The sequence below is a fragment of the Streptomyces sp. NPDC015125 genome (genome assembly GCF_043080045.1).
Lineage (GTDB): Bacteria > Actinomycetota > Actinomycetes > Streptomycetales > Streptomycetaceae > Streptomyces.
The window spans coordinates 1-23,478 of record NZ_JBIBVF010000019.1 but is presented as its reverse complement, the minus strand read 5'-3'; the positions used below and the strand labels follow the sequence as shown (position 1 = coordinate 23,478).

General features: G+C 71.7%; 23 protein-coding genes. 12 read left to right on the top strand and 11 right to left on the bottom strand.

Going from position 1 to position 23,478, the window contains the following annotated elements; translation table 11 throughout:
* Nucleotides 1–46: 46 nt before the first annotated feature.
* Entirely contained in the window at nucleotides 47–673 is a 627-nt protein-coding gene (locus ACF088_RS30110) for a TetR/AcrR family transcriptional regulator (RefSeq protein WP_392379023.1), read from the top strand.
* A 162-nt stretch (nucleotides 674–835) separates the two neighbouring features.
* A complete protein-coding gene (locus tag ACF088_RS30105) occupies nucleotides 836–1,582 on the top strand; it encodes a bifunctional DNA primase/polymerase (RefSeq protein WP_392379022.1) in 747 nt (248 codons plus the stop codon).
* 119 nt (nucleotides 1,583–1,701) lie between these two features.
* Here ACF088_RS30105 and ACF088_RS30100 read toward each other — a convergent pair whose 3' ends face one another.
* The 4 genes from ACF088_RS30100 to efeO all read right to left on the bottom strand — a co-directional run bounded on the left by ACF088_RS30100 (nucleotide 1,702) and on the right by efeO (nucleotide 6,184).
* Nucleotides 1,702–2,574 (bottom strand): hypothetical protein, encoded by an 873-nt coding sequence (locus tag ACF088_RS30100; protein WP_392379021.1) that lies wholly within the window; start codon nucleotides 2,572–2,574, stop codon nucleotides 1,702–1,704.
* Complete coding sequence (gene efeU, locus ACF088_RS30095; RefSeq protein ID WP_392379020.1) at nucleotides 2,561–3,553, bottom strand: iron uptake transporter permease EfeU; 993 nt, start codon at nucleotides 3,551–3,553, stop codon at nucleotides 2,561–2,563. Before efeU ends, ACF088_RS30100 begins: the two co-directional genes overlap by 14 nt.
* 85 nt (nucleotides 3,554–3,638) lie before the next feature.
* Complete coding sequence (gene efeB, locus ACF088_RS30090) at nucleotides 3,639–5,006, bottom strand: iron uptake transporter deferrochelatase/peroxidase subunit (RefSeq protein ID WP_392379019.1); 1,368 nt, start codon at nucleotides 5,004–5,006, stop codon at nucleotides 3,639–3,641.
* A 23-nt stretch (nucleotides 5,007–5,029) separates the two neighbouring features.
* Nucleotides 5,030–6,184 carry an iron uptake system protein EfeO gene (gene efeO, locus ACF088_RS30085; protein WP_392379018.1) on the bottom strand — a complete coding sequence of 385 codons (1,155 nt, stop codon included), beginning with the start codon at nucleotides 6,182–6,184 and terminating at the stop codon, nucleotides 5,030–5,032.
* Between the two features lie 277 nt (nucleotides 6,185–6,461).
* Between efeO and ACF088_RS30080 the strand changes: the two genes are divergently transcribed.
* Nucleotides 6,462–7,127 (top strand): PhzF family phenazine biosynthesis protein, encoded by a 666-nt coding sequence (locus ACF088_RS30080; RefSeq protein ID WP_392379017.1) that lies wholly within the window; start codon nucleotides 6,462–6,464, stop codon nucleotides 7,125–7,127.
* Between the two features lie 29 nt (nucleotides 7,128–7,156).
* On the opposite strand, the gene ACF088_RS30075 is transcribed toward ACF088_RS30080, so the two are convergent.
* The gene (locus tag ACF088_RS30075) at nucleotides 7,157–7,789 is read right to left on the bottom strand and encodes a heme oxygenase (biliverdin-producing) (protein WP_392379186.1); all 633 of its coding nucleotides are present in this window, start codon (nucleotides 7,787–7,789) and stop codon (nucleotides 7,157–7,159) included.
* Between ACF088_RS30075 and ACF088_RS30070 the strand changes: the two genes are divergently transcribed.
* Nucleotides 7,737–7,982 carry a hypothetical protein gene (locus ACF088_RS30070; protein ID WP_392379189.1) on the top strand — a complete coding sequence of 82 codons (246 nt, stop codon included), beginning with the start codon at nucleotides 7,737–7,739 and terminating at the stop codon, nucleotides 7,980–7,982. The two genes, ACF088_RS30075 and ACF088_RS30070, sit on opposite strands and share 53 nt — an antisense overlap.
* Before the next feature lie 91 nt (nucleotides 7,983–8,073).
* On the opposite strand, the gene map is transcribed toward ACF088_RS30070, so the two are convergent.
* Nucleotides 8,074–8,931 carry a type I methionyl aminopeptidase gene (gene map / locus ACF088_RS30065; protein WP_392379016.1) on the bottom strand — a complete coding sequence of 286 codons (858 nt, stop codon included), beginning with the start codon at nucleotides 8,929–8,931 and terminating at the stop codon, nucleotides 8,074–8,076.
* Nucleotides 8,932–8,996: 65 nt separating this feature from the next.
* Between map and ACF088_RS30060 the strand changes: the two genes are divergently transcribed.
* Nucleotides 8,997–9,233: a hypothetical protein gene (locus ACF088_RS30060; RefSeq protein WP_392379015.1), complete on the top strand. Its 237-nt coding sequence runs from the start codon at nucleotides 8,997–8,999 to the stop codon at nucleotides 9,231–9,233.
* A gap of 68 nt (nucleotides 9,234–9,301) precedes the next feature.
* Here the strand turns inward: ACF088_RS30060 and ACF088_RS30055 are convergent, their stop codons facing one another.
* Together ACF088_RS30055 and ACF088_RS30050 are read right to left on the bottom strand one after the other, a co-directional pair.
* On the bottom strand, nucleotides 9,302–9,937 hold the full coding sequence (locus ACF088_RS30055) for a hypothetical protein (protein WP_392379014.1): 636 nt from the start codon (nucleotides 9,935–9,937) through the stop codon (nucleotides 9,302–9,304).
* 185 nt (nucleotides 9,938–10,122) lie between these two features.
* Nucleotides 10,123–11,082 (bottom strand): dihydrodipicolinate synthase family protein, encoded by a 960-nt coding sequence (locus ACF088_RS30050; RefSeq protein WP_392379013.1) that lies wholly within the window; start codon nucleotides 11,080–11,082, stop codon nucleotides 10,123–10,125.
* Nucleotides 11,083–11,245: 163 nt separating this feature from the next.
* Here ACF088_RS30050 and ACF088_RS30045 point away from each other — a divergent pair, with 163 nt between their 5' ends.
* The 6 genes from ACF088_RS30045 to ACF088_RS30020 all read left to right on the top strand — a co-directional run bounded on the left by ACF088_RS30045 (nucleotide 11,246) and on the right by ACF088_RS30020 (nucleotide 16,765).
* On the top strand, nucleotides 11,246–11,932 hold the full coding sequence (locus tag ACF088_RS30045) for a FadR/GntR family transcriptional regulator (RefSeq protein ID WP_392379012.1): 687 nt from the start codon (nucleotides 11,246–11,248) through the stop codon (nucleotides 11,930–11,932).
* 455 nt (nucleotides 11,933–12,387) lie between these two features.
* Nucleotides 12,388–13,722, top strand: a complete 1,335-nt coding sequence (locus ACF088_RS30040; RefSeq protein WP_392379011.1) for an ABC transporter substrate-binding protein — start codon at nucleotides 12,388–12,390, stop codon at nucleotides 13,720–13,722.
* Entirely contained in the window at nucleotides 13,719–14,705 is a 987-nt protein-coding gene (locus ACF088_RS30035; protein ID WP_392379010.1) for a carbohydrate ABC transporter permease, read from the top strand. The genes ACF088_RS30040 and ACF088_RS30035 overlap by 4 nt, the downstream gene beginning before the upstream one ends.
* Nucleotides 14,702–15,550, top strand: coding sequence for a carbohydrate ABC transporter permease (locus ACF088_RS30030; protein WP_392379009.1), 849 nt, complete (start codon nucleotides 14,702–14,704; stop codon nucleotides 15,548–15,550). Before ACF088_RS30035 ends, ACF088_RS30030 begins: the two co-directional genes overlap by 4 nt.
* A 146-nt stretch (nucleotides 15,551–15,696) precedes the next feature.
* Nucleotides 15,697–16,428 carry an NADPH-dependent F420 reductase gene (gene npdG / locus ACF088_RS30025; RefSeq protein ID WP_392379008.1) on the top strand — a complete coding sequence of 244 codons (732 nt, stop codon included), beginning with the start codon at nucleotides 15,697–15,699 and terminating at the stop codon, nucleotides 16,426–16,428.
* A gap of 127 nt (nucleotides 16,429–16,555) precedes the next feature.
* Nucleotides 16,556–16,765: a hypothetical protein gene (locus ACF088_RS30020; RefSeq protein WP_392379007.1), complete on the top strand. Its 210-nt coding sequence runs from the start codon at nucleotides 16,556–16,558 to the stop codon at nucleotides 16,763–16,765.
* A gap of 63 nt (nucleotides 16,766–16,828) precedes the next feature.
* Here the strand turns inward: ACF088_RS30020 and ACF088_RS30015 are convergent, their stop codons facing one another.
* Nucleotides 16,829–17,635 (bottom strand): site-2 protease family protein, encoded by an 807-nt coding sequence (locus tag ACF088_RS30015; protein ID WP_392379006.1) that lies wholly within the window; start codon nucleotides 17,633–17,635, stop codon nucleotides 16,829–16,831.
* Between the two features lie 174 nt (nucleotides 17,636–17,809).
* Here ACF088_RS30015 and ACF088_RS30010 point away from each other — a divergent pair, with 174 nt between their 5' ends.
* Nucleotides 17,810–21,328, top strand: a complete 3,519-nt coding sequence (locus tag ACF088_RS30010) for a BTAD domain-containing putative transcriptional regulator (protein WP_392379185.1) — start codon at nucleotides 17,810–17,812, stop codon at nucleotides 21,326–21,328.
* A gap of 52 nt (nucleotides 21,329–21,380) precedes the next feature.
* Here the strand turns inward: ACF088_RS30010 and ACF088_RS30005 are convergent, their stop codons facing one another.
* A complete protein-coding gene (locus ACF088_RS30005; RefSeq protein WP_392379005.1) occupies nucleotides 21,381–22,211 on the bottom strand; it encodes an ABC transporter permease in 831 nt (276 codons plus the stop codon).
* On the bottom strand, nucleotides 22,208–23,239 hold the full coding sequence (locus ACF088_RS30000; protein WP_392379004.1) for an ATP-binding cassette domain-containing protein: 1,032 nt from the start codon (nucleotides 23,237–23,239) through the stop codon (nucleotides 22,208–22,210). Before ACF088_RS30000 ends, ACF088_RS30005 begins: the two co-directional genes overlap by 4 nt.
* Nucleotides 23,240–23,478 lie beyond the last annotated feature (239 nt).

The following is a 23,478-nucleotide window of genomic DNA, read 5'->3' as shown; positions in this document are numbered from 1 at the left end:
CTCGTCAAGACGATACGTCTCGCCTCCTCTCGCTAGACTCCGCCGTATGGCCGACAAAGCAGCCCCCGACTCTCCCCCTGGCTCCGCCGGGGGGACCCCCACCCGCCGCAGCGAACGCTCCCGCCGGGCGATCTTCGATGCCGCCCTCGCCCTCGTCGGCGAGGTGGGCTACGACAAGCTCACGATCGAAGGCATCGCCTCCCGGGCCGGGGTCGGCAAGCAGACGATCTACCGCTGGTGGCCCTCCAAGGCCGCCGTCCTGCTGGAAGCCTTCACCACCGATGTGGACGAGGACTACGCGGCGGGTCTCCCGGACACCGGCGACCTGGCCGCGGACCTGAAGTACGTGCTGCGGGCGACCGCCGACGAATTCAACGACCCCGCCTTCCAGGCGCCGTACCGCGCCCTCGCGGCGGCCGGAGCGAACGACGCGGAGCTCTCCGGCGCCTTCGTGGCCCGGCTGCTGGAGCCCGGTATCCGCGTCTACGTCGACCGGCTGCGGGCGGCGCAGGAGGCGGGCGAGGTGGCCGCCGGTATCGATGTGCGGATCGCCGCCGAGATGGTGCTGAGTCCCTTCTCACAGCGCTGGCTGATGCGTACCGGCGAATTGACCCACGACTTCGTCGACACCCTTGTCGACCAGGTGCTGAGTGGCCTGCGCCCGCGCGACTGAGCGCACCGGGCACCCGGCGCCGGTGGCGGCATCCTGTCGTCGATGACCTGAATTGCCGGTATTGGTCCGCCCTTCGTTCACCCCGGATCTCCACACCGGTCACCCGAGGCGCAGGATGGTGGCAGCATTGATCCCAGACCACCGCTCGAAGTGAGGGGATAGATGGAACGCAAGAGCAGGTTCTCCCAGTGGCTGCGCCGGCCGAAGAGCGGATCGGACGGCGGCGATACGGACACGGGATCAGCGGCTGCGCGCAGCCGCGAGGACCTGCTGCTGGCGGCGGCCGACGCGGGCTTCCCCGTGGCTCCGGCGGCGCACCCCTCCGGCTACGGCTGTTCCTGTGAGCGCATCGGCTGTCCCACCCCCGCCCGCCATCCCATCTCCTTCGGCTGGCAGACCGTCGCCACCACCGACCGCGACAAGGTCGCCGCCTGGGTCCGCACCCTCCCGCAGGCCAACTTCATCACCGCCACCGGCATCACCCACGATGTGCTGGACGTCCCCGTCGAGGCGGGCCGCAGCGCCCTGGGACGGCTGGACGCGGCGGGTATCGACGTCGGGCCGATCACCCTCAGCGGCGCCGGTCTCCACGCCGGCCGGATGCTCTTCTTCACCGCCACCCGCGGCACCCCGGACGACGAGGACGAGTGGTGGCCCTGCGAGCTGGACTGCCACCCCGAGACCATGGACGAGCACCCGGGGCTGCGCTGGCACTGCCGCGGCAGCTATGTGCTGCTGCCGCCCTCGGCGCTGCCCGGCGAGCAGCCCGCGGTGAGCTGGCTGCGCGGCCCCGAGCTGGCCCTGCCCGACCCGCTGACGCTGCTGGAATCGCTCACCGACGCCTGCGCGGAGTTCAACGACCGCGAGCCGCACCACCACGAGGCGGCGGCCTGGCCGATCGGCCGCTGAGCGGACCGCATCACCCCTCCGCTCACCCCGACGCACACCGATCCGCTCACCCCGTACGCACACCGAAGGGCCGCCGGGTCACCCCGACGGCCCTTCGCGCACGAGCGGATTCCCGCCGGCTACAGAGGCTTCACCGCGGTCTTCGCCTCGATCCGGTTGAGGACCGCGACCTTCCCCCCGGCGCTCTTGGCGGGCACCTTGACCGTCTGACCGGAGACCGTGGTGAACAGCATCCGGTTGGTCTTCTTCGGCGGCCCCTCGACGAGGCCCTTCAGCTTCCCGACCGAGATCGTCGCCCCGGCGAACAACGTCTGCTGCTGGTGGTAGACGGTCGAGAAGAACACCAGCGCACCGCCGTCCGTGGTCCGCAGCGCCACCGGCGGGTAGTTCGCGGGGGAGTCCTCCCACATGATGCGCTGGCCGGGCCGGTTGGCGTCCCTGGCCCGCTGGGCCCGCCAGCCGTCGGTCTCCCGTCCGGACGCGAAGGTGCCGCCCTTGCCGGAGTTGAGGTACTCCGCGTAGGTACGGCTCAGCTCGCCCGGATCGACCGCCAGACCGGACTTCGCGCCGGCGGGCACCGCCTCCGCGTAGCCCTTCTCGTCCGTCTTCAGCTCCGGGGCCTTGTTGTCCTCGAACGTCGCCAGATACACCGCGCGCCACTGCTCGTCGATGTCGTTGCGGCTGAACACCAGGAACCAGCGGGTGTTCTGGCCACGGGCGTTCTTGCGGTTGCTGGCCGCGTCCGCGATGAAGTACTTCGGCCAGCCCGCCTGCTGGGGCACGGTGAAGTGCGGATCCGTGAACGCCAGGTCCGCGAAGCCCGGATTGCCCTGCGGCCGCAGGGCGTGTGCCGCCTTTATCCCGGCCTGGTCGATGGCGAGCAGCGCGCCGCCCTCGAAAGCGGGGTTCAGCGCCGGATCGAGCTGACGGTTGGCCTTGTTGAAGCTCTCGGTGAAGTGCGTGAGCGCCTTGGTGCCCTCAGCCTTCGACACCGCCGGCAGCATCTCCCTCTCGCCGTGCACCGTCATGCACCCGCTCACTATCACCATTGCCGCCACTGCCGACGTCAGTGTTGCGGGCACCCGGAACGGCGACCTGCGTGTCATGGGGCTCGGGCTCCTTCGGGGCGACCGGGGCGGACGGGGCGGCCGCCGGGGTGGCACGATTCGGCGCCACCCTACCGGGGGCGAAGAAGATCGTGAGCGTGGGGACCAGATACAGAGCCCACACCGTGACCTGAAGAACGGTCGGGTCCGGCTGGAAGTTGAAGATGCCCTTCAGCAGGGTGCCGTACCAGCTGTCGGCCGGAATCTGTGCGCTGATGTCGAACGCCTGCGAGGCCAGCCCCGGCAGGAGGTCCGCCTCCTGCAGATCGTGGAAGCCGTACGCCAGCACGCCCGCCGCGACCACCACCAGCATGCCGCCGGTCCAGGTGAAGAACTTCGCCAGGTTGATCCGCACCGCACCGCGGTAGAACAGCCAGCCCAGCGCTACGGCCGTCAGCAGGCCCAGCAGCGCCCCGACCAGCGGCCGGACGCCGTCGTTGGCGGACTGCGCGGCGGTCCAGACGAACAGCGCGGTCTCCAGGCCCTCGCGGCCCACCGACAGGAACGCGGTGACCACCAGCGCCACGGTGCCCATCTGCAGCGCCGCGTCCAGCTTGCCGTGCAGCTCCTTCTTCAGATGCCGCGCGGTGCGCCGCATCCAGAAGACCATCCACGTCACCAGGCCGACCGCAAGGATCGACAGCGAACCGCCCAGTGCCTCCTGGGCCTTGAAGGTCAGGGTCTGTGACCCGAACTGCAGCGCCGCACCGAACGCGAACGACAGCACCACGGCGAGCGTGATCCCGAGCCAGACCGGACGCAGCGCCTCCCGCCGCCCGGTCTTGACCAGATAGGCGATGAGGATGCAGACGACGAGGCTGGCTTCCAGGCCCTCGCGCAGACCGATCAGGTAGTTGCCGAACACGCCGGTTCCTTCCCTTCCTTCATGGGGCCGACGCTCTTCTTCCCGGCGTCGGCGGTGTTCGATGGTGTCGGCGGTGACGACGGTGTCAGGCGAACAGCTCCCGGCCCCACCAGTCGTCCGCGTTCCGGACGCCCGGCGGCACCGCGAAGACCGCTGAACCCACGTGCTGGATGTATTCGTTGAGCGCGTCGTCGGCCGCCAGCCTCTGCTGGAGGGGGACGAAGCCGTGGCGTACGTCCCGCTGGTAGGCGAGGAAGAACAGCCCCGCGTCCAGCCGCCCCAGGCCGTCCGTCCCGTCGGTGAAGGAGTAGCCGCGGCGCAGGATGCGTATCCCGCCGTTGGAGTCCGGGTGCGCCAGGCGGACATGGGCGGTCGGCAGCATCGACTTCAGATGCGGGGTGTCCCGCTCGTGCTTCTTGCCCACCGGTGCACCTTCGCCCTTGTCCCGGCCGAAGATGTCCTCCTGCTCCTTGCGCGAGGTGCGGTCCCAGGTCTCGATGTGCATCCGGATCCGGCGCGCGACGAGGTAGGAGCCGCCGGCCATCCAGCTCTCCTTGCCCTTCGCCTCGCCGTCCGCGACCCAGACGTGCTTGTCGAGCGCGGCGGTGTCGGTGCCCGCCAGGTTGTGGGTGCCGTCCTTGAAGCCGAACATATTGCGCGGGGTCTGCGCGTCCGGCGTCGTCGAGGACGTCTTGCCGAAGCCCAGCTGCGACCAGCGGATCGCGACCTTGCCGAAGCCGATCCGGGCCAGGTTGCGGATCGCGTGCACCGCCACCTGCGGGTCGTCCGCACACGCCTGGACGCACAGATCGCCGTCGCTGCGCGCCTTGTCGAGGTTGTCGCCGGGGAACTGCGGCAGATCGATCAGGGCATCGGGCCGCCGGGCCTTGATGCCGAACCGGTCCTTGCCGTCCTTCTCGAACAGCGTCGGGCCGATGCCGAAGGTGAGGGTGAGCCGGGACGGCGGCAGCCCGAGCGCTTCACCGGTGTCGTCCGGCGGAGCCTCGGCGAGCCCGCCGACCGCGCCGTCACCGATCGCGTCCCCCGCCGTCATCCGGGCCGCCGCCTTGGTCCACTCCTTGAGCAGCGCGATCAGCTCGTCGCGGTCGTCGGTGGTGACATCGAACGAGGCGAAGTGCAGCCGGTCCTGGACGGCGCTGGCGATGCCCGCCTGGTGCCTGCCGTGGAAGGCGACCGCGGAGCGCGAGGTCGCGTCCGCGTCGGCCGGCCGGGCGTCGCCGCCGGTGCGCAGCGCCGCCGCCGTACCGCCGGCCGCGACCGCGCCCAGCGCCAGGCCGGCGCCTCCCCAGCCGAGCAGGGAACGCCGGGACGGGGCGCGCCCGTCGGCGGTCTGCCCGGCCGTGCCGTTGGCGGTGGCCTCGCCGTTGGCGGTGGTGGTGCGGCCCTCGGCGCTCGTGCCGTCCTCGCCGGTCGTGCCCTCGTCCTGCGTCATCGTGATCCTTTGCCCGCGTCGGACTACTTGGTGGTGGCCACGGCGGCGGCCAGCTTGGACAGCGGCTCGGCCAGCGCGTTGACGCCGTCGGAGAGCTTCTTGCGCTCGCTCTTGCCGACCGTGTCGTAGGAGGCGAAGCCATCGGCGGACTTGCTGTCGCGGTGGTCGTCGAGCAGCGCGCGGATCGCCTTGAACTGCTTGTCCAGCTCCTTGGCGAGCGCCGGCTCGTGCTGGGCGACGACCGGCTTCAGCAGCTCGTACGCCTTCTCGGCACCCTCGACATTGCCCTGGAAATCGACCAGGTCGGTGTGGCTGTAGCGCTCTTCCTCACCGGTGACCTTGCCGGTGGCCACCTCGTCGAGCAGCTCCTTGGCGCCGTTGGCCATGCTGGTCGGGGTGATCTCCGCCTTCCCGACCCGCTTCTGCCAGTCCTTCAGATCGGTGAGGAGCTGATCGGCGAGCTTCTTGTCGTCCCCGGAGATCTTCTTCTCCTCCCACAGGGACTTCTCCAGCTTGTGCCAGCCGGTCCACTTCTGGCCCTTCTCCACACCGTCGGCGCGCACATCGACCTTGGGGTCGATGTCACCGAACGACTCGGCGACCGGCTCGGTGCGCTCCCAGCCCACCCGCGAAAGGGCGTAGGCCTTCTTGGCGGCCTCGGCGTCGCCGCTCTTGACCGCGTCGGCGAACTTCTGTGCCGCCGGGAGCGTCCGGTCGGCCTGCTCCTGGACGTAGGTGCGGTACGCGGCGACCGCGGCATCCAGCTTGGGGTCGCGCTTGGTGCTTGCGCCCTTGCCACTGGCGGTCACCTTCTGGCGGATGCCGTGGCCCTTCATGCCGGGCTTGCAGGCGACCTCGTACGAACCGGCCTTGATCTCCGCGGTGATCTCCGCGTGGGTGCCGGGACCGATGTTCTCCCGCTCGGTCACGATCCGGTCGCCGGGCGCATAGACGTACACCTCGGTGACCTTGGAGCCCTTGTTCTGCACCGCGAACCGGACATGTCCGGCAGGGAACTCCTTGGCGGAGAGCTCACAGCTGGAGTCGGTCGCGGTCACCTCGATGGCGCCCTTGCCGCCGCCTCCCTTGCCGTCGTTCTTCGCGGCGCAGCCGGCGACGGCGGTGACGGCCGTGGCCGCCGCGAGGGCGACGACGACGGAGGAGCGATGGGCTCGCATACGGGGGCTCCAGGCGGCTCGGGTGGAACGGATAAGGACTACGCGAACGATAAACAGTCATGAAGATCGCCACTAAGGCGGCCCTAACTTATCTGAGGCTTACCTGTTTTCGCCCGCCCCGTCCAGTGATCCCGCTCTCATGAACAACGGCCGGATCACGGATTGACCCACGCCCGGTCACGGAACCGTCATGCGGCGGTCAAGGTAAGGGTCACGCCGTGCGACGGATGATGACCGGCGGAATTCCGGTCCACCGGCCTTGCGGTTCACTGTCTGGATGACCGAACTCGATGTGCTGCGGGTGTTCTGCGGGCCCGACGGCGCCGGCGGCAATCTGCTGGGCGTCGTCCGCGACGGGGCGGCCCTCCCCGGTGCCGCCGAGCGCGCCGCCCTCGCGGCCGAACTCGGCTTCAGCGAAACCGTGTTCCTCGACGACGCGAGCCGGGGCACCGTGGACATCCACACCCCGAGCGTCCGGCTCCCGTTCGCCGGGCATCCGTTGGTCGGTCTGGCCTGGCTGCTGCGGAGCCTGGGGCGGCCGCCGCGCACCCTGCGCCCGGCGGCCGGTGAGGTCGCGGTCCGCTTCGAGGGGGACGTGGTCTGGGTGCGCGGGCGCGCGGAGTGGGTGACCGCGCGCACGACCCGGCGGTACGCCTCGGTGGCCGAGGTCGACGCGCTGCCCGCACCGCCGCCGGGGGAAGGCTGGCTCTACGCCTGGGCCTGGCAGGACGAGGCCGCGGGCGTGGTCCGGGCGCGGGCCTTCCCGCGGCGCGGTGACGGCGTCGTCGAGGACGAGGCCACCGGCGCCGCCGCCCTGCTGCTGACGCACGAGCTGGGGCGCCCGCTCGACATCCGGCAGGGCGCCGGCTCCCGGATCCTCACCCGCCCGTATCCGGACGGCACCATCGCCATCGGTGGACGGGTGCGCCCCGATATGCGGTAGCGGTCGTGGAAGGGCCCGGAGGGCGGCCCCTACGCGCTCAACGGGAACTGCTCACCCAGCTCCCGGAAGACCGCGCTGTTCAGCCGGAACGCACGCTTGCACTCGTCGACCACCCGCTGCTTCTCCAGGTCGTCCACCGGAAGGGCGTCCAGCAGCGCCCGGTACTCGCGCTTGAAGGCGGCCGGGTTGGCGATGTCCTCGAAGACGTAGAACCGCACCCCGTCGCCCTTGCGGGCGAAGCCCCAGGTCTTCTCGGCGGTCCCGCGGATGATCTGGCCGCCCGAGAGGTCGCCGAGGTAGCGGGTGTAGTGGTGGGCGACGAAGCCGGCCGGCCAGTCGCGGGCGCAGGCGGCCACCCGGTCGGCATAGGCGGCGGTGGCCGCGAGCGGTTCCAGGCCGGTGCGCCAGGAACGGCCGCCGAGGTGGGCGAGGTCGCGCTCCAGTGCGGCGGTGCGGGCCAGCTCGGGGCGGATGAAGGGGCCCGCGACGGGGTCGGCGGCCAGCGGCCGCGGCCCGGAGGTGTCCTCCAGCGCGCGGTAGACGAACCACAGCTGCTCGGTGTAGCGCCGGTAGGCGGCGACGCCGAGCCTGCCGCCGAGGAGGTCGCTCATGAAGGAGGAGTTCTCGGCCTCGGTGTGCTGCTCGTGGGACGCAGTGCGGATGACCGCCGAGAACGGGGTGAAGGCGGCGGACGGCGCGGACGGCGCGGACGGCGCGGAGGGCGCGGAGGGCGCCGAGGGCGTGGACGGGGTCGGGCTGGACGCTTCCAAGACGGACCTCCGGGGGGCCGAGGGGAGCGGACGGGAACAGGCCGGCTCCACCGAGCCGCCGACCCGGGCTCACCTAACTACTTAGGCTTACCTAAGTCAACCCGTTCCCGACGTCCTGTCGGTAACGAGCCTACGCCTGTTCCCGACGCCCTGTCGGTAAAGTCCCCCGGCTCCCGTCAGGGCAGCGTGAGGATCTCGGCCCCGGTGTCCGTGACGACCAGCGTGTGCTCGAACTGCGCGGTCCGCTTGCGGTCCTTCGTCACCACCGTCCAGCCGTCGTCCCACGTGTCGTAGTCGTGGGACCCCAGCGTCAGCATCGGCTCGATCGTGAAGGTCATACCGGGCGTGATGTCGGTGGTGTGGTGCGGGCTGTCGTAGTGCGGAACGATCAGGCCGGAGTGGAAGGAGGAGTTGATGCCGTGACCGGTGAAGTCACGGACCACGCCGTAGCCGAAGCGCTTGGCGTACGACTCGATGACCCGGCCGATGATGTTGATCTGACGGCCCGGCTTGACGGCCTTGATCGCGCGGTTCAGGGCCTCGCGGGTGCGCTCCACCAGGAGCGTGGACTCCTCGTCCACCTCGCCGCACAGGTAGGTGGCGTTGTTGTCGCCGTGCACACCGTTGATGTACGCGGTGACGTCGAGGTTCACGATGTCGCCGTCCTTGAGGACGGTCGAGTCCGGAATGCCGTGGCAGATGACCTCGTTGAGCGAGGAGCACAGGGACTTGGGGAAGCCGCGGTAGCCGAGCGTGGACGGGTAGGCGCCGTGGTCGCACATGAACTCATGGGCGACCCGGTCCAGTTCGTCGGTCGTCACACCGGGTGCGATCAGCTTGGCGGCCTCCGCCATCGCCTGCGCGGCGATCCGGCCGGCGATCCGCATCCGCTCGATCGTTTCGGCGTCCTGCACCTCGGGCCCCGTATACGGGGTGGGCGCGTCCTTGCCGACATATTCGGGGCGCGGGATCGAGGCGGGGACGGGGCGGGTGGGGGAGATCTTCCCCGGGACAAGAAGAGACTGGCCAGACATGCCAGCGAGTGTATCCGCGGGCCGTCGGGCAGGATGGTGGCACAGAGCATCCACAGGAGGCGGCAATGGCGCTGTTCAAGAGGCGTACGGTCGGCAGGCCCGGCGAGTGGTTCTACTGCCTCGAACACCGGACGGTCGAGGAGGGGCCCCAGTGCCGCGCCGCCGACCGCCTCGGCCCGTACGGCACCCGCGAGGAGGCCGAGCACGCCATGGAGACCGCCCACGAGCGGAATGTGGAGTGGGAGACCGACCCGAAATGGCACGACGGCCCGGGCCGGGAGAAGAGCGGCGGGGAGGACTAGACCGGTCGGCCCGCCCGGCGTCCCGACCGCGAGCGGGGGAGCCGGTCGGCGCTTTCCGGCCTCGTGGGCTACCAGCGAGGCGGCGGCGGGGCGGTCAGTCCGTCCGCGAGGCGGGCCAGGCGGTCGCGGAAGCGGCGGTGTCTGCGGGGCGCGGGCAGGCTGTTCTCGCCGGCGGCCGCGCTCACCAGATGCTGGACCGTGTCGAGGTCGAGGTCGGCCGGTGCCCCGTCCTTGCCGTCGGGTGGGGGCAGGGGCGGGGGTGCGGCGAGCGCGTCATGTGCCAGGGCGTGCAGATCGCGGTCGCCGCCGTCCAGGGCGAGCACCGTCGCGCCGTTGCGGCGGGCGTCGTGCACCCGCTCCAGCAGCCCGGCGCCCGGCTGCTCCGGCGTCACGACCAGCAGCGTCTCGCCGCGTCCGGCCGCCGCCAACCGGCCGAGCCCCACCGCAAGATGGGCCGGTGCCCCGCCGGGGACGCGGTGGCGCACCAGCGTCGGTGACAGCTCGGGCAGGCCCGACCAGGCGGCCTCGTCGTCGAGGTGGGCGGCCAGGTGCCAGGGCTCGTACGAGGCGCTGCCGACCAGCAGCAGCCCCCCGCCGTGCGGGGTGACGGCGCCGCGCAGGGTCCCCGCGAAGCGGCGGGTGGCCTGGACCCACTCGGTCCCGGCGAGAACTTCGCGCAGCAGGGCGACCCGTACGGCATCCATGGCCCGGCATCCTGCCGCAGCACGGCGCTGTCCGGTTGCGGTTTCCACGGGTGTCACCCGTACGGGATGTGTGGGGTGTGTCTGTAGCGGGATGGTGGGGGATGTGGGGCGGCGGAGAAGGGGGCAGGGGGGAGGTAGGGGCGAGGCGGGAGGGCTGCCCCGGCCCGTCGCTGCGTGCTGCGGTCTTATCGGACGGGCTGCAGGCCGGCGGCGGTGAGCCGACGTCCTACCTCCGCCACGGCCGCTTCGCCGAGCGGGCGCTGCGGAAAGGCGGTGGCGCCCCCGTCGATCACGCCGAGGAGGTGGAGGGCCGCCTTGAACGCACCCAGCGCGGAGGAGCTGCGGCCCATCTCGGGCTCGGGGCCGGCATCGACCATGGCGAACAGGGTGGTCAGCCGCTCCTGTTCGGCGGCCGCCCGCTCCCAGTCGCCGGCCCGGGCGGCGTCGTAGAGGCGGACATAGGCCGCCGGGTCGACATTGCCGATGCCGGGGACGACGCCGTCCGCCCCTGCCAACAGGGCCGCATCCACGGTCAGTTCGGAGCCGGTGAGGACCGAGAAGCCGGGGGCGGGGCCGGTGTTCCGGGCGGTGCGGCCGCCGAGTGCGACGAGCAGGCGGCGCAGCGACCCCTCGTCGCCGCTGCTGTCCTTGAGCCCGGCGAGCGTGCCGTCCTCGGCCAGCTCCCGCACCAGCGACGGGGTCAGCTTGCTGTGCACGGCGACGGGGATGTCGTAGGCGAACAGCGGGAGGTCCACGGCCGTGCGGAGGTGGCGGAAGTGCGCGGCGATCTCCCGTGGGTGGGTGCGGGTGTAGAAGGGGGCGGTGGCGACCAGGGCGTCGGCGCCGAGGGCGGCGGCGGTCCGGGCGTGGTCGAGGACCCGCGGGGTGGTGGTGTCGATCACCCCGGCGAGCACCGGGACCCTGCCGTCCGCGGCCTTGAGGACGGTCTCCAGCGCGGTGCCGCGCTGGGCGTCGGTGAGGTAGGCGACCTCGCTGGTGGAGCCGAGGGCGAACAGCCCGTGGACGCCGCCGTCGAGGAGGTGGTGCACCAGGCGGGTCAGCGAGGCGGTGTCGATCTCGCCGCGCGGGCCGAGCGGGGTGCAGACCGGCGGGATGACGCCGTGCAGGGGGGCGGGCAGTGCCATGGGGGCTCCGGGGTCTCCGAGTCCGACACAGGACATGGGATGTCCTATGTCGAGCACAATAGACCTGTTCACAGGCGGTCGGTCAAGGATCCGCGGCCCGGTGGGGGCGGGCGGCGGACGGGCCGGCGGTATGGCAGACGCGGGAGCGGGAGAGGGAGTTTCCATGGCGCGAGGGACGATGGCCGAGGATGTGCAGGCGCAGATCAAACAGTTGATCCTGCAGCGCGGGCTGACGCCGGGTGATCCGCTGCCCACCGAGGCCGACCTGGTCGGTCTGCTCGACGTCAGCCGCAACTCGGTGCGCGAGGCGCTCAAGGCGCTGCAGGCGATGCGCATCGTGGAGATCCGGCACGGCTTCGGCACCTACGTCGGCCCGCTCACCCTGGAGCCGTTCGTCGAGGGCGTCGCCTTCCGTGCCGCGGTCCGTCACCACCAGGGCGAGGCCAGCCTGTACGAGCTGATGGAGGTCCGCGAGGCGCTGGAGGCGGGCCTGATCGGCACCGTCGCCCGGAACCTGCCCGCCGAGGATCTCGCCGTCCTCAAGGGACTGGTGCAGCGGATGGCGGAGGAGGCGCGGGGCGGACAGGTGCAGAGCGCCACCGACCGGGCCTTCCATCTCGCCCTGTACCGCTCGATGGGCAACCACCTGCTGAGCGAGGTGCTGGACGCGTTCTGGGCGGCGCTGCGACGGGTGCGGGAGGACCTCTTCGACGACGGTCCCGACCCGGACGTGACGCATCGCCAGCACAAGGAGATCGTCGACGCGTTGGAGGCGGGTGACGGCGACCGGGCAGTGGAGGCGATACACCGGCACTTCGACGGCATCCGGCGCCGGCTGACGGAGCAGTGAGGGGCCCGGCCGGCCGGGCAGGGGGGAAGGGGCCGGCCTGGCCGTGCTGCGTCCGGCAACCGGTGAAGCGGGACAAGGGCGCGGCAGAGGTGCGGTAGGGGCGCGGCAGAGGTGCGGTAGGGGTACGGCGGAGGTGCGGTGAAGGTGCCGCTGCGGGTGTTGCCGTCCTCGTTCGCCGGGATGTCACCCCGCGTCGACGGGGTCTTTGCCGACACGGGAATGCCCCATGTGCGGTGTCTTGACGGCAAGTTGGGCACTCCCTATGGTCACCGCAGGACGAGGGACATCCTACGTCCTTGCCCGTTGGGGGTGACCCATGGCGTACGAGAGCTCCCGGCGGCCGGCTCCGGCCTCCCGCGCCTCGCCCGTGGGAGCGCCCGACCGCTCCACGGGGCGGGCGACTTCAGCGCGTACCGGACGATCCCCTTTCGCCGCATCCCCGTGGAGGAGCCGCTATGAGCAACCGCACCGTGCACCGCAGAACGGTCCTGGGCGGGGCGGCCGCCGTCGCCGCCGGCTGGGCACTCGCCGGCTGCGGCGACGGCGGGGACGGCGACGGCAACGCGCCCCGGGAGCGCAAGAAGGGGCAGCAGATCCAGCTGGCCTTCTGGTCCTGGGTGCCGGGCATCGACAAGCCCGTCGACCTCTGGAACCGCAAGAATCCCGAGGTGCAGGTCAAGGTGGAGAAGGTGTCGGCCGTCAACGGCCAGCAATACGCGAAGATGCACGCCGCCATCAAGGCCGGGAACCCGCCCGACCTGGGGCAGCTCGAATTCCCCGTCGTCCCCGGCTTTCTGCTCGACGACGGCCTGCTCGACCTCGCCCCGCTCGGCGCCGCCCGCCACAGGAACAAGTTCTCCGGCTGGCAGTGGCAGCAGTCCGTCTTCGGCAAGGGCATCTACGCCATCCCCCAGGCATCCGGACCGATGGGGCTGTTCCTCCGCCAGGACCTCTTCGACAAGTGGGGCGTGCAGACCCCGCGGACCTGGGACGAGTACGAGGCCGCCGCCAAGGCCGTCCGGAAGAAGGGCGCCTGGATCGAGACCTTCGCCCCCACCAACGGCAACCGCTTCGCCGGCCTCGCCTGGCAGGCGGGCGCCAAGTGGTACCGGACGCACGGCGACACCTGGATCGTGCAGATCGACGACGCACCCACCCGCAAGGTCGCCGACTACTGGGATTCCCTCGTCGGGCAGAAGCTCGTCAAGACCATCCCGGACCGGCAGAACGCCTGGTACAAGGATCTGCAGACCGGCGCCATCCCGGCCTGGGTGGGCGCCAGTTGGGGCGATGCCCTGCTGGCCGGCAACGCGCCGGGCACCAAGGGGGCGTGGCGGGCCGCACCGCTGCCGCAGTGGAAGGCCGGCGAACAGGCCTTCGCCAACTGGGGCGGCTCGACCACCGCCGTCTTCGCCAAGGCCCGCTACCCCAAGGACGCCCTGGACTTCGCCGTCTGGCTCAACACCGACCCCGAGTCGATCGCGCTGCTCATCGACGGCGGCTATGGCTTCCCCAGCGCCAAGAAGGGCTATGCCACCGCCGATCTCGATGTCGACAAGGACTTCTTCGGCGGTCAGGCGTACAGCAAGGTCTTCGCGGCTGCCGGGGCGCATGTGGACACCAGCTGGCGGTGGGGGCCCGGGGTGGACACCCTCTACCAGCGGCTCGGCGACGCCTTCACCGATGCGCTCGCGGACGGCAGCTCCTTCCGCTCGGTCCTGACGAAAGTGCAGGCCCAGACCGTCGCCGACCTCAAGGGCAAGGGCCTGAAGGTGGAGAGCGGCGGGTGAGCCGGGTCACGCTGGGCCGGCCGGACCCGGTCACCCGCGGCGCGGCCCGCAAGGACACCGGGCGCCGCCCGCGCCGCGCCACCCGCACCGAGGCCCGCAACGCCCGCGCCGCCGCCGTTTTCGTCCTGCCGTTCCTCGCCCTCTTCGGTCTCTGCTTCCTCGCCCCGATCGGCTACGCCCTCTACGAGAGCCTGCAGAAAACCCAACGCACCGGCCCGCTCGGCCTCGGCGGCCGGGAGCACGAGTCCTTCGCCGGCCTCGCCAACTACGCCCATGCCCTCTCCGACGACCGGTTCCTGGCCGGCTTCGGCCGGGTGCTGCTCTTCGGCGCCGTCCAGATCCCGCTGATGATCGTGCTGGCCACCGCCCTTGCGCTGCTGCTGGAGAGCGCGAGCGCCCGCGGGGTCGCCTTCTTCCGCAGCGCCTTCTTCCTGCCGTACGGCGTGCCGGGAGTGATCGCCTCGATCCTGTGGGGATTCCTCTACGTGCCGGGCATCAGCCCGCTGGTGAAGATCGCCGAATCCGTGGGCTGGAGGGTCGACTTCCTCTCCCGCGGCACCGTCCTGTGGTCCCTCGCCAATATCGTCACCTGGCAGTTCACCGGCTACAACATGCTGGTGCTGATCGCCCAGCTCAAGGCCGTACCGGGGGAGCTGTACGAGGCGGCACGGATCGACGGGGCGAGCGCCTGGCAGGTCGCCCGGCACCTCAAGATCCCGCTGATCCGGCCTGCGCTCGTGCTCACCGGTGTCTTCAGCATCATCGGCACCCTCCAGCTGTTCGCCGAACCCATGGTGCTGCGCCCGCTGGCCTCCTCCATCGACTCCGGCTTCACCCCCAACCTGCACGCCTACAGCGAGGCGTTCGTCGGCAACAACCAGCAGGTGGCGGCGGCCGAGGCGGTATTGCTCGCGCTGGTGGCGTGCGCAGTGTCCTTCGGCTTTCTGCGGCTGGCCGGCGGGCGCGCCGGGGAGCGCGGATGACCCGGCCACCGGTCCGCCACCGGATCATCACCGCCTCGCTGCTGACCGTCGCCGCGCTCTACTTCCTGGTGCCCGTCTACTGGCTGGTGGTCTCCGCCACCAAGAACAGCGCCGACCTCTTCGGCACCTTCGGCTTCTGGTTCTCCGACCATCCGCACCTCCTCGACCACCTTGCCGACGTCCTCACCTACGACCACGGCAGCTACGCCCGCTGGTTCGCCAACTCCCTCTTCTACGCCGGGGCCGGCGCGGTCTGCGCCACCCTGCTGTCCGCCGCGGCCGGCTATGCGCTGGCCAAATTCCCGTTCCGCGGCCGGGAGGCGATCTTCAACGTGGTGCTCGCCGGGGTGCTGATCCCCGGCACCGCGCTGGCCCTGCCGCTCTACTTCCTCTTCAGCGCGATGGGGCTGTCCAACACCTACTGGGCGGTGCTGATCCCCAGCACGGTCAGCCCGTTCGGCGTGTATCTGTGCCGGATCTACGCGACCGCCGCGGTCCCCGACTCGCTCCTGGAAGCGGCCCGGATCGACGGCGCGGGCGAGGCCAGGATCTTCGGCGGGCTCGGGCTGCGGCTGATGACCCCGGCGCTGGTGACCGTCTTCCTGTTCCAGTTCGTGCACATCTGGAACAACTACTTCCTGCCGCTGGTGATGCTCTCGGACTCCGACCTCTACCCGGTCCAGCTGGGCCTGACCTCCTGGACCGGCTACGCCGACCGCCAACCGGTGCTCTACCAGTACACGGTGGGCGGAGCCTTGCTGTCCGTGGTGCCGCTGATGGTCCTGATGACGGTGCTCCAGCGGTACTGGCGCACGGGCCTGACCGAGGGCAGCGTGAAGGCGTGACGGTCCGCGGTGACGTCGCGACGGGTTCGCCGTGACGGCCTGACCCGCTCGCGGTGACGGTCTCCACCGGCTTGCCCTGACGGTCTGACCGGTTCCGTGCCGACGGCCTGACCGGTTCGCGGTCAGCGCGTGACAGGATCGCTGTCATGACTACTCCTGACGATGCCCGGTCCCCGAACGCCGCGACCCGCGCGAAGGCCGCCCTCAAGCGTGACCCCTGGGACCTCCCCGACGTCTCCGGCCTGGTGGTCGGCGTCCTCGGCGGCACCGGCGACCAGGGCCGCGGCCTGGCCTACCGGCTCGCCCGGGCCGGCCAGAAGGTGATCATCGGCTCCCGGGCCGCCGAGCGCGCACAGACCGCCGCCGACGAACTCGGCCTGGGCATCGAGGGCGCGGAGAACGCCGTATGCGCCCGGCGCAGCGATGTGGTGATCGTCGCCGTGCCGTGGGAGGGCCACGCAAAGACCCTGGAGGCGCTCCGCGAGGAGCTGGCCGGCAAGCTCGTCATCGACTGCGTCAACCCGCTCGGCTTCGACAAGAAGGGCGCCTTTGCGCTCAAGCCGGAGGAGGGCAGCGCCGCCGAGCAGGCCGCGGCCCTGCTGCCCGAGTCCCGGGTCACGGCCGCCTTCCACCACCTGTCCGCGGTGCTGCTGCAGGACCCGGAGACCGAGCGGATCGACACCGATGTGATGGTCCTGGGCGAATCCCGCGCCGACACCGACCTGGTGCAGGCGCTGGCCGCCCGTATCCCCGGTATGCGGGGCGTCTTCGCCGGTCGGCTGCGCAACGCCCACCAGGTCGAGTCGCTGGTCGCCAATCTGATCTCGGTCAACCGGCGCTACAGGGCACACGCGGGGCTGCGCCTCACCGACGTCTGAGCCGTCCGCCCGCAGCGGCAGCCGGCAGCGGCACCGGTCAGCGGCCGCCGCCGGACCGCCGACCGGTGCACACGGGGCATGGGGGACACTGGGGAGGACCGCACCACTGTCGACAGGAGCCGCCCCCATGCCCCTCTTGCCCCCGCCCGGCCCGGCCCGCCGGCTCGCCCTCATGGCCCTCGCCGTGTGCGTCCTCGCCGTCGCCGCGGCCGTGGTCGCGTTCGCCCAGGGCAGCTTCTTCGGCATCGTCTGGATCCTGCTGGCGGGCATCTCCAGCAACATGGCGTGGTTCTACGTACGCAGGGCGAAGCTCCAGCGGGCGCAGCAGGCCGGCTGAGCCCGGCCCCTCAAGCCGGCCTGCGGAGCCCGGCCCCTCAAGCCGCCCGGCCGGGCCCGGCGCTCAGAAGAGGCCGCCGCTCTGCGGCAGCTGCGGCTCGCCCTGCCAGAAGCGGAAGAACTCCTGGCCGAGGTAGGTGTCGAGCGAGGAGACGCCGAGGCCGTGCAGGATCGTGTTCACCAGCCCGAAGAAGGCCTGGTTGATCTCCGGGACCCACAGCAGCCCGAAGACCGCCAGCAGTCCGAACGGCGCGAACGGTTCCACCTGCCGCCGCAGCTTGTGTGACAGCCACGGCTCGATCACCCCGTAGCCGTCCAGGCCCGGAACCGGCACGAAATTCAGGATCGCGGCGGTCACCTGCAGCAGCGCCAGGAACGCCAGCGCGAAACGGAACGGGGCGGGCACACCGGCCAGCCCGTGCAGCCAGAACGGCGCCGTGCACACCGCCGCGAACACGATGTTGGTCAGCGGCCCGGCCGCCGAGATCAGACTGTGCCGCCAGCGCCCCTGGATCCGGCCGCGCTCGATGAACACCGCGCCGCCCGGCAGTCCGATCCCGCCCATGATCACGAAGACCACCGGCAGCACGATGCTGAGCAGCGCATGGGTGTACTTCAGCGGGTTCAGCGTCAGATAGCCCTTGGCCTCCACCGAGATATCGCCGCTGTGCAGCGCGGTCCGGGCGTGGGCGTACTCGTGCATGCACAGCGACACCACCCAGCCGGACACCACGAACAAGAACACCGCGAACCCGGTGTTCGCCGCGAGCGTTTGGCTCCACACCGCCCAGCCGGATACCGCCATGACGGCGACGAGCGCGAGGAAGACCGGGCTGATGCGGCGGTCGGCGCGTCGGATTGCTGTGGTCATGGTGCGGGGCTCCCGGATGTCTGGTGAGGGGCAGCCATGACCGTAACCGTGTCACGGCGGCCGGCGCACGGTGGTGTGCCGGCGGACCCGTTCACGGACCCCTGCCCAGGACCCGTGACACCGAAAACGACGCTCGGTGCCCGGAGCGCTCCGGCCTTCGACGACAATGGGCCGGTGCGCTACGGAATTCTCGGCACCACCCAGGCCGACCGGGCCGACGGCACCCCCGTCGCGATCGGCGGACCACGCCTGCGCGCGCTGCTCGCCGCCCTCGCGCTGCGCCCCGGCCGGGCCCTGTCCCCGGACGTGCTGATCTCCGACATCTGGGGCCTGGACCCGCCCGCCGACGCGGCCGGGGCACTGCAGGCGCTGGTCGGCCGGCTGCGCCGTGCCCTGGGGCATGCCGCGGTCGCCTCGGCCGACGGCGGCTACCGGCTGTGCGCCGAGCCCGACGCCGTCGATCTGCACCGTTTCGAGCGGCTCACGGCGGAGGGCGGTCGGGCGCTGACCGCCGCGGACCCGGCCGGCGCCGCCGCCCTGCTCGACGACGCCCTGGCGCTCTGGCGCGGCCCGGCCCTCGCCGATCTGCCGGACGCGGGTGTCGAGGCCTCCCGCGCCGAACGCCGCCGGCTGGACGCCCAGCGCACCCGCCTCGCCGCCGACCTCGCCCTCGGCCGGGCCGACCGGGCGCTGCCGACCGTCCTCGCGCTGTGCCAGGACCACCCGCTGGACGAGCCCCTCCAGGCCCTGCGGCTGCGCGCGCTGCGCGCCGCGGGCCGCACGGCGGAGGCACTGGCGGCCTACGAGGAGATACGCACCGGCCTCGCCGACCGCCTCGGCGCGGATCCGGGCCCGGAGCTGCGCGCCCTGCACGCGGAACTGCTCCGCCCGCCGGCGGAGACGGATGTGCCGCCTGTGCAGCCCCACGCCCCTGGTGTCACCCAGGCCTCCGGTGTCACCCAGACCCCTGGTGCCCCTCACGCCCCCGATGCCACCCACACCCCCGGCACCGCGCACCCGCCGGGCGCCGTAGCCCCCGCAGTCCTCCCCGCCCCTGGAGCCGTCCCCGCTCCTGGAGCCGTCCCCGCCCCGTACCTCACCCCGCCCCGCCCCCGCCCCGGTAACCTCCGTGCCCGGCTCACCTCCTTCGTCGGGCGGGACGCCGATCTGGCGGCGATCCGCGCCGATCTGGCCGAGCACCGCCTGGTGACGCTGCTGGGCCCCGGCGGCGCCGGCAAGACCCGGCTGTCGCAGGAGGGCGCCGAGACCGCCGCGGCCGCCCTGCCGGACGCCTGGCCGCACGGCGTATGGCTCGCCGAGCTGGCACCGGTGGACGATCCGCAGACCGTGCCCGAGGCGGTACTGACCGCGCTCGGTGCCCGCGAGACCGTCGTCCGCGGCACCACCGCGGAAGGCCTGCGGGCTGCCGCCGACCCGACCGCCCTGGACCCGCTCGGCCGGCTCGCCGAGCACTGCGCGGGACGCCGGATGCTGCTCGTCCTCGACAACTGCGAGCATGTGATCGGCGCCGCGGCCGAGCTCGCCGAGCGGCTGTTGGCCGACTGCCCCGGTGTGACGGTGCTGGCCACCAGCCGGGAGCCGCTGGCCGTACCGGGCGAGGTGCTGCGGCCGGTCGAGCCGCTGCCCGCCCCCGTCGCGCTGCGGCTGCTGGCCGACCGCGGGGCCGCCGCCCTGCCCGGCTTCCGTATCGAGGCCGACGAGGAAACCACGGCGGCCTGCACCGAGATCTGCCGCCGGCTGGACGGACTGCCGCTCGCCATCGAACTCGCCGCGGCCCGGCTGCGGTTGCTGACGCCCCGCCAGCTCGCCGACCGGCTCGACGACCGTTTCCGGCTGCTGACCAGCGGCAGCCGGACCGTGCTGCCCCGCCAGCAGACGCTGCGCGCCGTCGTGGACTGGTCCTGGGACCTGACCGACGAGCCCGAACGGGCCGTGCTGCGCCGGCTGTCCGTCTTCGCCGGCGGCTGCGATCTGGCCGCTGCCGAAGAGGTGTGCGCGGGCGACGGCGTCGACCGGCGCGAGGTGGCCGGGCTGCTCGGCTCGCTGATCGACAAATCGCTGGTGGTCGCGGCCCCGGCCGGCCAGGCGCTCGGCGGCAACCGCTCCGGTGGGGGGCAGATGCGCTACCGGCTGCTGGAGACGGTGGGGGAGTACGCGGGCGAGCGGCTGGACGAGGCCGGGGAACGGGCCGGTGCCGAGCGCCGCCACCTCGTCGCCTACCGCGAACTGGCCCGTACCACCGACCCGTTGCTGCGCGGCCCCGGCCAGCGCGCGGGCATGGAGCGGCTGGAGCTGGAGCACGACAACCTGCGCACCGCGCTGCGCCGTGCCCTCGCCGCACGTGACGAGCACGAGGCGTTGTGCCTGGTGCTGTCCCTGCAGTGGTTCTGGTCGCTGCGCGACCACCGCAGCGACGCCCGCCACTGGGCCACGGCGGCCGCCGCGCTCGGCCCCAACCCCTTCGCCCCGCCCGCCGAACCGGCCCCCGACCTGTACGAGAGACCCATCGACAGCCCCCCGCCGATGGCTCCCGAGCAACTGCAGGAGGCCCGCCGCGAGGTCCGGCTGGTCGCGCTCTCCAGCAGGGACAGCGATATCGAGGCGCTGCACGATCCGGCGATGCAGGAAGAGCTGGCCGGGATGCTCACCGTCTACCGCACCGGTATGCCGCAGACCTGCAAGGTGCCCGGCGCACTGTGGTACTACGCGGTGCTGATCACCGGACGGTTCGACGAGCTGGCCGAGCTGGTCGAAGGCGCGGTGCAGGCCTGCCGCGACTTCACCTACGAATGGGAGCTGGCCTACATCCTGCAGTTTCGCTCGAAGATCCTCAACGACCGCCCCGGCGGGCTGGCGCAGGCGGCCCGCGATGCCGACGAGGCGCTGCGCACCTTCCTGAGGATCGGCGACGCATGGGGCGTGGCCGAGGCGCTGGCGGGACGCGCCGAAACCCATGAGAAGCGGGGTGCGTACGCGCAGGCGGCCCGCGACTACCGGGCGGCGATGGTGCACGCCGAGAACCTGGGGGCGCACGGCCAGACCCTGCTGCTGCGCTGCCGGCTGGGTGCCGTACTGATCGAGGACGGCCAGACGGAGACCGGCGAGCGGATGCTGCGCGAGGTGCTGGCCGAGGCGGTGAAGGGCAACAGCGGCCGGGACACCGAGCCGTTCGCCCGGCTGACCCTCGCGATGTGGCTGACGACGAAGGGGGCTCTCCGGGAGGCGCGGACGCAACTGCATGTGGTGCGTGAGCTCTTCACCCCGCGCGCCCCGGACCTGTTCTCCGGGATGCTGGAGTCGTTGCTGATCTCGGTGGACCTGGACGAGGGCCACCGCGACGAGGGGCTGCTGGCGAGGTTCCGGACGGCCATGGACGCCATGCAGGACTCCCTGACGCAGATGGTCGCGCCGGACCTGCCCGTGGTGCAACTCCTCACCGGTGCACGGGTGCTGATGGCGCTGCGCGGTGCGTCCGCGGGGCGGGACGCGGCCCGCCTGGTGGGGGCGTACGACGCACTGCGGGCGACCAGCCACGTCCCGCCGCGGATCATCCGCGACGACCGGGCCCGTACCGAGGCGGCCGCGCGGGCGCTGTCGGGCGATACGGCCTATGCGCAGGCGTACGCCGAAGGCGGTGGCCTCTCCCTCGGAGAAGCCACCGCCCTCATCTGACGCGAGCCGGGCGAAGGGCCGTCCCACAGGGAAACCCCCTGCGGGACGCGCGTCAGGTCTTCTTGCGGAACTTCGCCACCGCGAGCGGCATGGTGACGGCCGTGATGGCGACCGCCCAGCCGAGGGTCATCAGCGTCGGATGGGCCACCGCCCCCTTGGCGTTGATCAGCGCACGGGCCGCATCCGCCAGGTTGGAGATCGGGTTGACCTTGGTGAAGCCCTCCAGCCAGCCGGGCATCGACGTCGTCGGCGCGAAGATCGACGAGCCGAACTGCAGCGGCATCATCACCAGCATGGCCATGCCCTGGACCGCCTGAGGGGTCTTCACGGCGAGCCCCAGCAGGATGAAGATCCACATCAGCGCCGCGCCGAAGGCGGTGCACAGCGCGATCGCGCCGAGGAACTGCCCGAAGCTGCCGCGGATTTCCATGCCGAGCAGGAAGCCCATGCCGAGCAGGATCGCGGTGGCGATCAGCATCCGGCCGATCTCGACGACGATCTTGGCGATGAGGACCGAGGACCGGGCGATGGGCATCGTCCGGAAGCGGTCCATCACGCCCTTGCGGAAGTCCTCGTTGACGCCGGTGCCCACCGCCATGGCGATGTTCATGCCCATCATCGCCATCATGCCGGGTACCAGGCGCTGGATGTATTCGTGCTGGTTGCCCTTGCCGGCGATCGCGCCGCCGAAGACATAGGTGAACAGCAGGATGAAGATGATCGGCATCAGCAGGACATCGAACATCGACTCCGGGTCCTGCTTGATCTGCAGGACGTTGCGACGCACCAGCGCCCCGATGTGCCGCAGATTGGCCCGGAGGCCGATCCGGCCCTCATCGGCGCCGGCCTTCACCCGTGGCGCCGTCATCGTCGCCGTACTCATACCGACACCCCCGCGTACTGCTCGTCCTCGGCGTCCTGGGACCCGGACCCGGGCCCGGAGGTCTTCTGACCGGTGATGGCCAGGAACACCTCGTCCAGGCTGGGCAGATGGGTGCTGATCCCGGCGAGCGCGATGCCCTCCCGGCCGAGCACGTTGACCACCGCGGTCAGCTGCTCATCGCTGATGATCGGTACGTTGACCACACCCCCGTCGTGGTCGGCGGTGGCACCCGCGATGCCGTCCAGACCGGCCCGGGCGATGGCCCCCGCCGTCCGGTCCAGCTCGCCGGGGTCCGACGGCCGGATCTGCAGCGTCCGCCCGCCGACCTTGGCCTTGAGCTCGTCCACCTGCCCCTCGGCGATCACCCGGCCGCGGTCGATGACCGTCAGCTCGTTGGCCAACTGCTCGGCCTCTTCCATGTATTGGGTGGTCAGCAGCACCGTGGCACCCTCGCGCACCATCCGCTGGACCTCCTGCCACACCTCGTTACGGGTGCGGGGGTCGAGGCCGGTGGTCGGCTCGTCCAGGTAGAGGACCGCCGGTTGGCCGATCATCGAGGCGGCGAGGTCGAGCCGGCGGCGCATACCGCCGGAGTACTTGGCCGCGGGCCGCTTGGCGGCCTCGGTCAGCGAGAACCGTTCCAGCATCTCGTCCGCGCGGCGGCGGGCGGCCTTGCGGGACAGATCGAGCAGCCGCCCGATCATGTAGAGGTTCTCCCAGCCGGAGAGCTTTTCGTCGACCGAGGCGTACTGCCCGGTCAGGCCGATGGTGCGGCGCAGCGCGCGGGGCTGGCGCACCACATCGAAGCCGGCCACGACGGCGCTGCCGGCGTCCGGCACCAGGAGGGTGGACAGGCACCGTACGAGGGTCGTCTTGCCGGCGCCATTGGGGCCCAGCACGCCGAGCACGGTGCCTTCCTTCACGTCCAGGTCCACCCCGTCGACGGCCTTGACCGTGCCGAAGTGCTTGACCAGACCGCGCACCTCCACGGCGTTGCCGCCCTTGGTGGTTATCGTCTGTCGCGTCATGCCCCCAAGGTGCCAGCCGCCACCGACAGCGCACCGACAGTCTGCCGACAAGGCTTTCGGCCCCCACGGTTTCGCTGCGCTTTGCCTCGGCCCGTTTTCGGCTTTCGCGCCTGCGCCTGGTGGCGGGCGGGTCCGCTGCGCGGGGCGGGTCCGCTGCGCTTTGCCTCTGGCCCACGTTTTTGGCTGGCCCGCCGTGGGGGCTGCTCGCCGTTGCGCCTGGCGGCGGGCGGGGTCCGCTG

What these genes read in the sequence shown, in the direction of transcription:
- ACF088_RS30045 (WP_392379012.1), top strand. Translation starts at nt 11,246, where the DNA reads ATGGCGCGAGGGACGATGGCCGAGGATGTGCAGGCGCAGATCAAACAG.
- map (WP_392379016.1), bottom strand. Translation starts at nt 8,931, where the DNA reads ATGTCTGGCCAGTCTCTTCTTGTCCCGGGGAAGATCTCCCCCACCCGC.
- ACF088_RS30030 (WP_392379009.1), top strand. Translation starts at nt 14,702, where the DNA reads ATGACCCGGCCACCGGTCCGCCACCGGATCATCACCGCCTCGCTGCTG.
- npdG (WP_392379008.1), top strand. Translation starts at nt 15,697, where the DNA reads ATGACTACTCCTGACGATGCCCGGTCCCCGAACGCCGCGACCCGCGCG.
- ACF088_RS30070 (WP_392379189.1), top strand. Translation starts at nt 7,737, where the DNA reads ATGAAGGAGGAGTTCTCGGCCTCGGTGTGCTGCTCGTGGGACGCAGTG.
- ACF088_RS30005 (WP_392379005.1), bottom strand. Translation starts at nt 22,211, where the DNA reads ATGAGTACGGCGACGATGACGGCGCCACGGGTGAAGGCCGGCGCCGAT.
- ACF088_RS30110 (WP_392379023.1), top strand. Translation starts at nt 47, where the DNA reads ATGGCCGACAAAGCAGCCCCCGACTCTCCCCCTGGCTCCGCCGGGGGG.
- efeO (WP_392379018.1), bottom strand. Translation starts at nt 6,184, where the DNA reads ATGCGAGCCCATCGCTCCTCCGTCGTCGTCGCCCTCGCGGCGGCCACG.
- ACF088_RS30080 (WP_392379017.1), top strand. Translation starts at nt 6,462, where the DNA reads ATGACCGAACTCGATGTGCTGCGGGTGTTCTGCGGGCCCGACGGCGCC.
- ACF088_RS30055 (WP_392379014.1), bottom strand. Translation starts at nt 9,937, where the DNA reads ATGGATGCCGTACGGGTCGCCCTGCTGCGCGAAGTTCTCGCCGGGACC.
- ACF088_RS30040 (WP_392379011.1), top strand. Translation starts at nt 12,388, where the DNA reads ATGAGCAACCGCACCGTGCACCGCAGAACGGTCCTGGGCGGGGCGGCC.
- efeB (WP_392379019.1), bottom strand. Translation starts at nt 5,006, where the DNA reads ATGACGCAGGACGAGGGCACGACCGGCGAGGACGGCACGAGCGCCGAG.
- ACF088_RS30000 (WP_392379004.1), bottom strand. Translation starts at nt 23,239, where the DNA reads ATGACGCGACAGACGATAACCACCAAGGGCGGCAACGCCGTGGAGGTG.
- ACF088_RS30050 (WP_392379013.1), bottom strand. Translation starts at nt 11,082, where the DNA reads ATGGCACTGCCCGCCCCCCTGCACGGCGTCATCCCGCCGGTCTGCACC.
- ACF088_RS30105 (WP_392379022.1), top strand. Translation starts at nt 836, where the DNA reads ATGGAACGCAAGAGCAGGTTCTCCCAGTGGCTGCGCCGGCCGAAGAGC.
- ACF088_RS30060 (WP_392379015.1), top strand. Translation starts at nt 8,997, where the DNA reads ATGGCGCTGTTCAAGAGGCGTACGGTCGGCAGGCCCGGCGAGTGGTTC.
- ACF088_RS30020 (WP_392379007.1), top strand. Translation starts at nt 16,556, where the DNA reads ATGCCCCTCTTGCCCCCGCCCGGCCCGGCCCGCCGGCTCGCCCTCATG.
- ACF088_RS30015 (WP_392379006.1), bottom strand. Translation starts at nt 17,635, where the DNA reads ATGACCACAGCAATCCGACGCGCCGACCGCCGCATCAGCCCGGTCTTC.